Origin of the sequence: Chryseobacterium sp. 1B4 (assembly GCF_036631475.1) — a bacterium.
Lineage (GTDB): Bacteria > Bacteroidota > Bacteroidia > Flavobacteriales > Weeksellaceae > Chryseobacterium.
On record NZ_JAPNUF010000006.1, the window covers coordinates 432,843 to 445,458 of the forward strand.

Below are 12,616 nucleotides of genomic sequence, written 5' to 3' on the forward strand. Positions count from 1 at the left end.
AAGGATATTATTTTATTGATTGATATCCCGCCATAATATTCCTAATATTTGGGTCTCTTTGTCATTGATAAATATGGTGAAATCCTTTTTGTTATAATCAAAGTTGCTAATAATTACTTTTTTACTATTAAATTGATTAAGATTATTTAATAACTCATCATAGCCTTGAATTTTTAGACTTTCATTTACAGTATTATTGATTTCATTTCTTACTGTATATATAGAATTTGCTTTATTTTTATCAATAAGAATATATTCAAGTTTATCTATAGACTTTAAATAATTATATATGGTTGTATATAAATAATTATCACTTTGCTTTTTAAATAAATTTAATATTTTTTGAAAATTGCTTGTTTCCATTTATTTTACGACTATTGGTGTTCCTCCTATTACTATTCCAGGAATCAACATTTCTTGTTCATATTTGCCACTACTTTATAATTTTCAGATCATAAAACCACTGCAAAAGCAATGGTTTTAATTTATTTAAGACACGAGCGAGACGATCGCACCAGTTTAGGGAATAATTCTCTATACTTTATAGCTCTTCTTTTACATCTTCTATATAAATACCATTTTTGTTCTCTTGCAAGTATTTTTCTAAAAATATTTTTCCTTCTTTTTCAGAACCCAATATAGCAATATATCTCATGCAGGCTATAGCAATAAATGAAGACATATCCTCAGTTTTCAATAATAATATTGGATAAGTAGCTTCAAAAAAGTCGTTAAAGTTTCTTTATCTTCAAAAAACAAAGGATCACAATAAAAAATGTCAATAAATGAATATATGACAAACCCATCCTCTTTTTTTATAAAATCAGATATATTATGCAAATAAAAAGAAACTAGTTTTTTGCGTATAAAGAATGATATTTCATCCTGATTATATCCAAACAACTGATAAATCTTGATAAAATCTAAAACTAATAATGGTAATTCCTTTTTTGTTGTATTAGCATAATTTTCATATTCAATTTTAAAAGTTTCAAGATTGGAATTGTAATATTTTCTATATTGCTCACTGATACTAACCAAATCATCATCAGTCTTTTTTAATAATTCTTTTAACATATTTATTTTTATTATTTGTATCTTATAGGTATAGGAGGTCCCATTAATCTAATATTGAAAATATTAACATTAGATCCATAAAATCCATAATTTGTTCCTCCAAGTTCAACTTTCTTTATAGGTAAACCTAACTTTTCGGAATAGGCTCCAGTTACCCCTGGACCATGTGGTAAAGAGATAGAGTTAAGAAGATTGGTTGTACCTGGTTGCATGGTGTATTGGACTATCAAATCATATTTATCTTTTTTGCTAAAACCGTTTAATGCTCTTTCTGCATACTCCAAGCGATCTGTAACAAATGGACCTTCTCCTCTATAATTTCCACTTTGGTCGCTTTTCTGTTGTAAAAAACCTCCAGTACTTAGATATTCTTTAGAAGACATTGCTCTATAAAAATATTCAAATTCTGGCTCTGATTCATCAGCCGTTGTTGTAACAGGAATATCAATGGCACCCGTAATCGGTTTAGAATTTGCAGAAAAGCCACTGTCTCCATTAAGCATTAAAGGTAAACTCCATACACCTGCTCTTGTAATACCTAATATAACAGCATCTATGCTTGCTGAAGAAAGTATTCCTCTAAATGTTACATTTCCTATTTCCAAAGCAGGAATTCTGGAAATGGCAGCCCCAGGTACAATTGTACTAATTCCTGCTCCTTTATCTCTGCTAAATAATTTTCTAAGAAAAATACCTGCACTTCCCCAAAAACCAGGTTTAGGCCCAGAACCACCTCCATCATTGTTAAGAGAATTTATAGCGGATAAACGGTAATTTAAAGCTCTTCCCTTGCTATTCATCATCCCTCCCCAGTTATTGGTGAAGGTTCCGTTATTGTTATTGGTCCATGTGGTGCCCGATGCTGAACTGCTGATCTCATCCATAAAAGCCTGTGAAAGCATTCCATTAGGATCAATCTTCAATACAGGATTATTCATCACATAGGCATAAGGACTGGTAGACTGATATGATTCTGAAAGGACGTCCATCCCGTTCCATCTTCCCAGATCATGCATATACTGCCTCCAGCCGTAGTCTAAATTTCCATTGCTCTGCAATTCCTTGGTGTATTCATTATATTGTAAGGATTTGGTTATAACCTAAAATAATCTGTTTTTTACCAACATATTGAGAACATTATTCTATTACCAGATGCAAATGACAGTTGGAATTTGTGTCAATGAAGCTAAAATGTTACGCATTATTTATTTAATTTTTATGAACTCATATTTAAGCATTTCATCAGGGTCACCATCCCATAAAAAAAGATTCCAAGGAGGATTATTTCCCTTAATACCCTGTCCTGAAATATATAATATAATTTCACCTTTTATATTTTCTTTTGGCAAATTATATGTTATTTTAATTCCATTATCTATATTATCAATAATACCACTTTCTGCATTTTCTAAAAATATCCAAGTCCCTTCTGCATTCAATTCTTTATTTTTATTTTTGGAAAACTGCTAATTTTATAATAATCAATGCTCTTCAGGGTGCAAGTTCCATTTGCATTTAGATTAATGAAAGCATTATCAGAAGACTTCCATGTACCTATAAAATCATTTTGTTTTGGTTTAACCTCATTACAACTGTATAATAGAATTAATCCCATTATAATTAATAAATAATTTAATTTTGTTTTCATTTTATATATAATATTTCTTGCCAATTAAATGATTGAGTAGTTTTCGAGCCCCAACCTGTTTTAAATTTTTCATTAATAAGGTTTCCTGCTGTTTGCTGCCAAATTGGAAGATATCCAAGTATAGGAGGTCGAGATGCTGATTGCATTGTAGAGGAATTTTCAACATTAAATGATACCACTACGGTATTATTATATGCTGCTGCTATATATTTTAAATTGTAAGAACCTAAGTATGTCACGGTTAAATTTCCTGTCAAACCACCTGTTAATAGTGTTGAATAATCTTTTAAGTAAAGTCCGACTCCCTTAATTCCTCCTAATTTATATGGATTTGAACCTTCTAAAGTAGTTTCCCCATCAGCTATTTTAGCCAAGATTACATCTCTCGTGTTCTGTACATGTGAGTGCTTCTTCAACATTTCGGTCATTAAATCTCCATTTGTAAAATCTCTATGTCGCGGCCCTTTTCCTGAAATCCATTCTACACCCAGCTCCCAAGGAGTTATTTCTTTATTTGATGGAAAATTTTCACTTACAAACTTCCAATATCCTGTTCCTAAATCCGTATATCCTGGACCTTCGGAACCACCAGACCAATGATTAAGATAATAGTAACCGCCAAGGCTCCACTTAATACTGTTCCCACTTCCTGATATACTTCCATTCCCACCACGAGTGTCGTTTACTGATAAACTCCTGATCATACTATTAAACTGCTGTGGATACTTGTTCCAGTCTCCCAATTTAACACCATCAACATATTCCCAACCAGAATAAATATTTGGCATGGAATCTTTAAGACCCTGTATCTGAGATGTGTATCTTCCGTCAGGATCAATATACATTGTAGGATTATTGGCAACATAAGCATAAGGACTGGTAGAGGTATAGGCTTCTGCAAGCTGGTCTATTCCATTCCATCTTCCCAGATCAGGTATCAGCATCCTGGCGCCGTAATCATACATCCCGGTTTCCTGAAGTTCTTTGCCGTTGTATCTTATAAAATTAGAGTATTGAAAATCAACACTCTAATTTTATAAAATACATGTTTGGAACATTGCCAGAAGTACAAATAGTTCTACTACAACCCATTACCTTTCGTAAAATCTCTTTTTAATTTATTTTTAAAATCTTCAAAGTTAGCATGAAAAAAATAAGGTGGAGGTGTAGCAAACCGAAATATTAGCTCGTCCATAAAAAAAGCAACTCTTTCCCAACAGTTATCTTCGTATAAATCATAATTATATTTATGGTGTATATTCTTGCTAAATTCAACAAAATCTTTTTCTGTCAAATGGTATTTATTTTTATACAAATTTATGTATTCAAATATTGAAAAGAAGAAATCTCTATACTGATCTATAGTGAGTCTAGAGAGATTTTCTGGATTAAATTCAATATATAATTTTTCTAAAATTTTTCTTATGACAATATCTCTTTCTTCCATATATTTAATTATTTTACAGGTTGCCAAGCTGGGGCAGTACTTTGAATCAATGCTCTAAATGTTCCTACATTCATAGGTATTGCAGGTCGAATCTGTCCATAGTTTGGAACATCAGGATTCAGAACTGGTACCCCTACTAAACCATAAGACATTAAAGAACTTGCTGATATTCTAAAAATTGTTCCTTTTCCTCTGCTAAAATCAGGAACATTAGGTGGTATTACATCACCGTAGCCTACAGTAACGGATAAACCATTTGCGAAAAGAGGTGTTATCATCGTAGAGTTAGAAAGAAGATTAACATCTCTATCTCTTAAGCCTAGTTTATCTAAGCCTTCTCCAACCATAGGCATACCGTTTACATTTCTCATATTTCTGTATAAATATAAATTTCCAGATTCATCAGCTGGTACATCTGTTGCTACTGTAGTAGGTACAGTTAAAGGTAAATCCCTTGTCCAGTTATATTCTGGGTCTTTCATCATGACAGGTGTTAACACAGCTCCTAAAGTTGCTGCTCCAACCGCTACCGAAGTTGCTTCTACAGCTGAAAAAAATTCTGCAATTCGTATTGGCTCTCCAACTTCAACTACCCTGGAGACCTCAGCTCCTCTTGTAAGCGTTAAAATATCAGCGCCTTTATTTCTGCCAAACAAACTATCCCACCAATTGCTTACTCTTGTCCAAAAACCAGGTTTAGGCCCAGAACCACCTCCATCATTGTTAAGAGAATTTATAGCGGATAAACGGTAATTTAAAGCTCTTCCCTTGCTATTCATCATCCCTCCCCAGTTATTGGTGAAGGTTCCGTTATTGTTATTGGTCCATGTGGTGCCCGATGCTGAACTGCTGATCTCATCCATAAAAGCCTGTGAAAGCATTCCATTAGGATCAATCTTCAATACAGGATTATTCATCACATAGGCATAAGGACTGGTAGACTGATATGATTCTGAAAGGACGTCCATCCCGTTCCATCTTCCCAGATCAGGCATATACTGCCTCCAGCCGTAGTCTAAATTTCCATTGCTCTGCAATTCCTTGCCGTTGTAAAGATATTTAAATTTATTGTTGGTTGTATCCCCCGTATTATAACCTCCATGCTTTAATCCAAAAGCATAATAATTATTTTCTTCCAGGATTGTGGTACCTCCTCCTGTATTTCTGGTATAGGATATTCTTATATTCCCCAGGTGGTCTTTGTACTGGTATACATAACGGCTGTTGACAAAATCATAATATCCTTCTTCATTAGCCAGAATCTGTGAAGAAACTGCTGTTCCTGCAAGGGTATACTGGAAGTTCCCTAAATAATAGGTGGTTTCAGTTCCCTGTATCATCTGTACCTTGCTTCCATTAGCAGCGTATACATACTGAAGGCTGTTGGCGGTATTGGTATGGGTAATTTTTGACGGAAGGTTCAGGAAGTTATAGCTGATGGCCGTAAATCCTTTATCCAGATGGCTGGTCATATTTCCGTTTCCATCGTACCCGATCGTTTGCCCCTGTCCTGTTCCTAAAGGATAGCCGCTTAAGGCATTTCCTTTTCCGCTTTCTTTCATATAGGACAGGCGGTTGCCGTCATACGTATAGGTAAGGTCGTCCATTACTTCAGCGGTTCCACCTACCAGGGCACCCGTTCTGTTCAGGGTACTGATATTCCCGTTAAGGTCGTAATCCATCACCTCGCTGTACTCTTTGGAGTAAGGATTGGTGGCCATCTGGAAGAACCCGGCTCTTAAACGATCGGCTCCGTCATACACATAGCCGTATCTTCTTAGCGGTTCATTGGCGCCATAGGCTGTTTTCCAGTCTACTTCAGCAATTCCCCCGTTGTATTTTGGCTTTACCTTAAGGCCTGGGTAGGAATTGTTGGGGTTTTCGGCTCCTTCTACCGTATTGTATTTGAGTTTGTAGGCAAAGAGCTTATTGTTTACTCCTGAAAAATCATTAGGGTTGATGCCTGTGAGCCATCCCCTGATATTGTAAGTATAGTCCATACTCTGCAGATTGTTGCCCACCTTTTTATTGGCCACCTGTCCCAGGTCATTGTAGGTATATTCTGAAAGCAGTTCTTCAGGATTGGTATTAATCTGCTGATAATGTTTAGACAGGTAATGCTGGGGATTGTATACGTACCTGTCCTTAACACTCACCTCAGCAGAAGAAGTATTGCGGGAGTGATAAGTATAAGTTTCCAGTGCTTTTCCTGAAAAATCCAGAATACTTTCTGTTTTGGTAAATCCACCCAGCGGGTTTTTACCGAAAGCACCTATCATTCTACCCAGTGTATCATACCAGATAAAAGAAGAGGTCCAGTTATCGTTTTCTATATTCTTCGTATAGCTTGCAGTAGAGTATGTTTTAATACTTCTTACGGAAGACCATCCGTTGGAGGTGATGGTTACAGGCGATGCTCCAAGTGTTGCCTGGTTCTGTATCTGGGCAGGCTGAGCCGGAGACCCGGCAGGGTACTGATCATAATAATTAACGCTAAGAAGAGTCACGCTTCCCGTAGGGAAAGCAGTTCTGGTATAATAGACATCCAGCCCGTTCTGTGTAAAAGCAGTGGTACTGCTGTTCTCATTGTTCAGGACATTGGCGGACACCGCGTTCACGGCTGCCTGTATGGATGCCCTTGTCTCCGTGCTGGCAAAGAACCCTGAGTATACCACTCTTCCGAAGGTATCATATTTGGTAAACATCCAGCCCTTTTGCCCAAAGTTATTGGCCGTGGTCCTGAGGTTTCCATCCTGTGAAAGAACCGGCCTGTTCTGCTTGTCATATACGATATATTCCCAATCCTTGCCCGGAAGCTTTTTTCTGCCAGCCTGTTGTATTTGTCATACTTATACTGGTAGCACAGCGGGTCCAGCACAGCAGACAGATTGGGAGCAGCTGAGGCTTTCGGAGGGATGATCAGTGACAGGTTACCAAATTCATCATATACGTAGTAGGTATCCAGGTTTTCTGTTCCGCCTTCCGGTTTTTTGTTGACCTGCCTTACCAGGACCTTCTGCCCGCCGGTGCTGGAATAGGAATAGACTTCATTGCCGTCCTCATCTGCAGATACGGTCAGCAGTAAAGTATTGGCCTTGTAATAACCGCCCGCGGTATAGCGGTCATCCGGTGCCAGGGAAACAGCAACATCATTAATTTGTGCAGAGGGGTTCCACGTGGTGACAGCTTTAAACCTTTTCACCACTCCTTCGGCATTGGAAAGATAATTGATTTTCCGGGTATGGCTGCCGCTGATCTGCCAGTCGGCTCCCGGGGCCGCTGATTTTTCAGTTCTAGCCAACGGGGATTTTTCAACCTGCAGTTCAGCATAGGCATTGGCCACTCCGTAATAGGAATTAACCGCGCTTTCCGTTGCTCCTGTGATAAAAGTACCGTTCTGGGTATTTACAGGCAGCGGAAGGTAAGAACGGGTCTGTCTTCCGTCATTGTCATAAACGGAGGGGACCACCATATCTTTTCCGTTGGGAGACGCCTTGATCCCGATACTCTGTACGGCTCTTCCCAGCCCGTCAAAATACTGCACACTCTGTACCTGCTTTGCTCCCGGCGTATCTGCGGTTACAGGCTCCAGGTACGTTCTGCTGTATACATAATTTTCTGAGGATGTCAAACTCTGCGAATAGAACAGGACAGCCGTCAGAAATGTTATAAAAGTTAGTATTTTTTTCATGATTTGTCTTATGGTTGTGATTTTATATTATAGCGGAAATCTTTGATCATATTTCCATTCACATCAATGATGTACTGCAGTCTGTTTCTTCCGTCATATTGATATACTTCCCGGATCCCTGACGGAGGCGTGGTTGAAGTAATCCCCACCAGCGGGTTGTATGTATAGGTCGTAATACGGAAGTTTTTCAGGGAAGCATGGGTTCTGAACGCATCCAAAGCCTGCAGCAGTATTTTTTCTGAAGCATTATCAACATCCTGGCCGGATTTGGTTATGATATCAGCTGCCAAAGAACCAATATCATTCAGGGTAGCTCCTTCTATGGCAGCAATTGGATAAGTGCCATTGTATCCCCAGATCATCGTGGTAGGAATACCGGTTCCTGAGGCTTCATCACTCACTGTCGTATACTGGGTTACATTTCCTTTGGCATCGTAGGCATCATACCGTACAGAAGTTTTCAGACTGCCGTCATTAGGATTGGTGGATACCAGTGAAGTTGGATTATAATGAGACAGGTTGCCGTATTTTACTTCATTTCTGGAAATGGTCTTACCGTTTCTTTTGTTTTCCACTACAAGCGGAACTGCTTTTAAACCTGCATTCCATAATCTCGGATCTGTAAAAAATATCCCCCATGGATAGGTTGTACTGATTTCACTGACTGTTCCGTCTGCCCCGGTGGTTTTGCTGTTAATGATGTTGAAGTCCCTCGGGCTGCGGATGATTTCTGTATTAACGGTAACAGCACCACTTGCTGTATAGTTTGTTGCAGCAACAGTCTGTTTTTGGATCATCGCCAGTTTTAAGGCTTTGTTAGTAGCAGTCTGATAAAACTCATAAGTGTTGGATTCACTGCTGACCAAAGCATTGGCATTATTATAAACTTCTGTTTTGTCTGCAATACCATTCATCAGAAGGTTATAGTAATTCAGGGTATCTGTTCTCATTTTTCCGTCTGGTTTCAGGTTTTCAGGGTAATCATCCAATGCCTTAAAGTAATACCGGGTATATCCCTTGTTTTCCCCAACAGTTTCCTTTACATTTTTGTATACAATTCCCGTCTCTTCATATTCATTCAGAAAACCGCTGGTTTCGTTACTGTTGCTGAAATTCTGGTAGGAGTAATTTCTGGTCAGTGCCGGTATAAGATTGGCTCCATCATAATATTCAATCTTTTTAATCCTTACCCCTTTTCCTGTGGAATAATTAGGAAGCGGCACTGATTTGTACCGGATCCTTTTGACATATGCTTTCCCTCTTCCTCCGGTTCCTGTAAAATTAAGACTTTTGAATCCGGGAAAATATTTCTGCTGGCCTTCCGGTGTTGTAGTGGCTCCTCCCAGATTTACATTGACAAAAGGCGGTTGTCCCGGCTCCAGGATGGGATTGTCATAATATTGCTCTACATCAATCCAGTAGATTAAATAACTTACTCCTTCAGTATTGTCAGGGTTTGCAGGTAAGCTAAAGAACTTGGTGGTACTCACATTGGTATCAAAGTCCGTGGTTACCACATCTTCGTAATACTGGGCTTCCCGGTCCTGCACCGCATGAGGAGGAGCATATGTTTTCAAATACTCTTCTGTATTTTTATTTACCCGGTACTGATTGGGTTCATATTCATATTTTACCGTGCTTCCTGCGGGAAATTTTATTGCAGTAAGCAGACCTTTGCCCAGATATTTCGGATTTTTATCCTCATTCACGAAACATGGAATGGCGGGGTTGACAGCGTCAATCCAAGGTGATGTATCAAAATTATTGTAATTGTAAGTAAACTCTGTACTGAGCGGGTTCAATCCCCGGTTGTCATATTCCACCACCTTATCCAGAATTCTTTTTGCCTGCCCTTCAATATATCCGCAAGGATCGGGTGGTACAGGCGTATATCCGTAAGGAAATGTAAAATTGGCTGTTGAATACAGGAACCCGAATTTTTTTACCGTTTTCCCTGCCAGCGTTTTCATTTCAATACTTTCCAGCTGAAAAGGATCATTATAGGAAGACCTCCGGGCAGCATCAAATGTATAAGTAAGGTTAATTTCCCCGAAATCAGCGGAGGTTACCTTTTTTATTTTAAGACTTTTAACAGGCTTCTGTACTCCGGGAAATTCAGGAGGGCTTACGGTATAATTATCCTCCTGGTATTCGAATTTTAATAATTCCAGCCCGTTGACATCCACTACCTTTGACAGATAATAGCAGGTGGTGAAGTTTTTAGGAAGTCCGTCCTGATAGACATAAGAAATATCCAGTGTATTAAAATAATAGGTATTCCCCATTTCATCAGTAATGGTAAAATTAAACTCACCATTGGCAACAGTTGCATTAATATTCAGCTTATCATAAGAGATCTTGGTCACCTGCGGAACGCCTAAAGGGTCTTTTTTTGCTGAAAATTTACCGGATCTTCCCGGAATGGTATAGTAGAAAGTATCTCCCTCCGGGAACCCTGTGTACGGATCAATGTTTTGGTAAATTAAAGCTGTTAATCCAAATACAGACCAGCCATTTCCAATATCGGATGCTTTATTGTAACGTCCGGAATTCCCAGGATGGTAGCTTATTCCGCAATTGGCTGCTACACTGCTGTTATGGGTAGGCAAAGAAAAGAAAGGTATGCTGATATCCGGAATTCCTGAAGATGGAGATACCGGAGACTGCACATAACTGGGCAGCGATGATACCGAGGGAGCCGAGAGAAAATTATCTTTTATCGTGGGTAATTGTCCGAAAAACAGCTGGCTGCTGCCTAATAATAGTGCTGCGTATAGTATATTTTTCATATTTGAGTTTATTTCTTAATCAGTTTAGCATTCGCCGTTTTGTTGTTATCCGTTTTTATCGTCACCAGATAAGCTCCCTGAACCAAAGCCTGGGTATTGATTTTTGTTACTCTGTTTTTGGTTTTAACACTCTGAAGCTGTCTTCCACTCATATCATACAACAGAATCTCTGCATCCTTAAAGTCAAAGCCAATTTCTACGTAAGCATAATCGGATACAGGATTCGGATAGATTTTGATATCGTATTTTTCAATCAGCTGATCAACCTGTTTGTCTCCAAGCTTTACAATCTTCCAGTTTTCTTTCCCCAATTCTTCTGCGCTGGTTCCGGCCAGAACAATAGAACCGTCCCTGTTGAGTTTTACATCAGAAAGTCTTTCTTCCTTCTTTCTGGATTCTCCTTTAACATGTTTTCTCCACTGCTCATTGCCATTCTGATCCAGATACAGCATCCAGAAGGTTTCATCATCCGTTTCTATTCTTCCTTCCGCCTGGGTATAACCTCCCAGCAGAATGCCTTTAGACTTCCCGCTTATTACACTCATACCCATCAGAATATCCCGGTTTTTAAAATTGTAAGACTTCTGCCACTGCTCATCACCTCTTTCATTCAAGGAAATCAGCCAAAGGTCTGTTCCTTCTTCAAGGCCTACGGTTTTATTTCCTGATCTTTCCGATCTGGATTCCCCGCCAATGATAAAGCCGGTTGAAGTTAAAGCCAATGTTCTCAAATGATCATCACCTTTTCCTCCGAAGTTCTTTTCCCATTCCACTTTTCCGTTTTTGTCAAGCTTTACGATCCAGTAATCGCCTTCGCCGAAGTTGCTGCTGGCTTTGGAATAAGAGTCGATCTTCACGCCACTTCCAGCTTCCAGCTTCCCGCTTCCCGCCTTTACTTCAGAACTCCTTGAATAAATACCCAGTAATGCTCCTCCGTCTTTTGTTGGAATCATTTTCTCTACTTCATCCAGACCTTTTCCCCCTAAAATTACCTGTGAGCGTTCTTTTCCGTCTTTGTCCAGTTTTGTGATCAGAACATCTTTGGAGCCATATCCTTTTGAAGAGCCCTGTATGTTACCCGCAACAAAGAATCCTAAATCGGTAGTCTGGATAACTGCCCTGGCTTCTTCATCGGAAGTACTTCCTAGTGTTTTCTGCCATAATTCATCACCAAATTCATTGATTCTGACCAGCCAGATATCTGAGCCTCCTTTGGAATCCTCTTTTTTATCCAACCCTTTTCCCGAATAGCTGGTACCAGCTAAAAGAAATCCACCGTCCTGTGTGGTAACCGTTGCAGAGAGATAATCATGGTTTTGTCCTGAGAAATATTTTTCCCAGACTTCTTCGCCCTGCTGGTTCAGTTTGATAAGGTGAAAATCGTAACCGTTGTTCTGCTTATTTCCAGCCTCCGGCTTTCCGCTTCCTGACTGTATAGAACTTCCTGTGATCAGATATTGCTGATCAATGGTAGTGGTAACCTGGCTTAGGAAATCCTGGGTAGAGGATTGGATATCTTTCTGCCATACCACTTCCTGGGCATGCATACCCAGGGCTGTACATAAGATGAATGCACTGAGAGAGATTTTTTTCATTCCCGTGTTTTTTTAAGTTAATATTGTTTTGTTTTTATAGATCATGGATACATCCAATTCTTTAATGAAGAGGTTGTTTAAACTTTTATCATCATTATTTAAACCACAAAAGGCATAAAGTTTTAAACACTTCAATTTTTTCAGAGCCCAACCTTATGGATAATAAGTACACGTAAGTTTTCTGAAAATCTTTGATTTTCTTCTGAACTTTTCTGTGGTATCATTTTAAACCTACTTAAGCACATTCAAGTGTTTTGTGGCTTTTGTGGTTTTGTAAATTTTAAACAAACTTTAATAATAAATTTTTCAAAACTATTGAAAATAACATTCTTCTGGGGGCATAAAATATTGTATTTCATATGCATGAAA

At 38.6% G+C, this 12,616-nt stretch carries 11 protein-coding genes; all 11 read right to left on the reverse strand.

The window, feature by feature from the left end; all coding sequences use genetic code 11:
• Positions 1-12: 12 nt before the first annotated feature.
• Entirely contained in the window at positions 13-363 is a 351-nt protein-coding gene (locus tag OWR28_RS08100) for a hypothetical protein (RefSeq protein WP_332386196.1), read from the reverse strand.
• Positions 364-541: 178 nt separating this feature from the next.
• Positions 542-682 carry a hypothetical protein gene (locus OWR28_RS08105; RefSeq protein WP_332386197.1) on the reverse strand — a complete coding sequence of 47 codons (141 nt, stop codon included), beginning with the start codon at positions 680-682 and terminating at the stop codon, positions 542-544.
• An 11-nt stretch (positions 683-693) separates the two neighbouring features.
• On the reverse strand, positions 694-1,077 hold the full coding sequence (locus tag OWR28_RS08110) for a hypothetical protein (protein WP_332386198.1): 384 nt from the start codon (positions 1,075-1,077) through the stop codon (positions 694-696).
• Positions 1,078-1,088: 11 nt separating this feature from the next.
• On the reverse strand, positions 1,089-2,174 hold the full coding sequence (locus OWR28_RS08115; protein ID WP_332386356.1) for an RHS repeat-associated core domain-containing protein: 1,086 nt from the start codon (positions 2,172-2,174) through the stop codon (positions 1,089-1,091).
• Between the two features lie 108 nt (positions 2,175-2,282).
• Positions 2,283-2,516 carry a hypothetical protein gene (locus tag OWR28_RS08120; RefSeq protein ID WP_332386199.1) on the reverse strand — a complete coding sequence of 78 codons (234 nt, stop codon included), beginning with the start codon at positions 2,514-2,516 and terminating at the stop codon, positions 2,283-2,285.
• A 205-nt stretch (positions 2,517-2,721) separates the two neighbouring features.
• Positions 2,722-3,726 carry an RHS repeat-associated core domain-containing protein gene (locus OWR28_RS08125; protein WP_332386357.1) on the reverse strand — a complete coding sequence of 335 codons (1,005 nt, stop codon included), beginning with the start codon at positions 3,724-3,726 and terminating at the stop codon, positions 2,722-2,724.
• 80 nt (positions 3,727-3,806) lie between these two features.
• Positions 3,807-4,172 carry a hypothetical protein gene (locus OWR28_RS08130; protein ID WP_332386200.1) on the reverse strand — a complete coding sequence of 122 codons (366 nt, stop codon included), beginning with the start codon at positions 4,170-4,172 and terminating at the stop codon, positions 3,807-3,809.
• 8 nt (positions 4,173-4,180) lie between these two features.
• Positions 4,181-6,877 (reverse strand): RHS repeat-associated core domain-containing protein, encoded by a 2,697-nt coding sequence (locus OWR28_RS08135; protein ID WP_332386201.1) that lies wholly within the window; start codon positions 6,875-6,877, stop codon positions 4,181-4,183.
• A complete protein-coding gene (locus OWR28_RS08140) occupies positions 6,787-7,863 on the reverse strand; it encodes a DUF6443 domain-containing protein (RefSeq protein WP_332386202.1) in 1,077 nt (358 codons plus the stop codon). Before OWR28_RS08140 ends, OWR28_RS08135 begins: the two co-directional genes overlap by 91 nt.
• A gap of 8 nt (positions 7,864-7,871) precedes the next feature.
• Complete coding sequence (locus tag OWR28_RS08145; RefSeq protein ID WP_332386203.1) at positions 7,872-10,652, reverse strand: hypothetical protein; 2,781 nt, start codon at positions 10,650-10,652, stop codon at positions 7,872-7,874.
• A gap of 8 nt (positions 10,653-10,660) precedes the next feature.
• Positions 10,661-12,247, reverse strand: coding sequence for a T9SS type A sorting domain-containing protein (locus OWR28_RS08150; RefSeq protein ID WP_332386204.1), 1,587 nt, complete (start codon positions 12,245-12,247; stop codon positions 10,661-10,663).
• Positions 12,248-12,616: the final 369 nt, after the last annotated feature.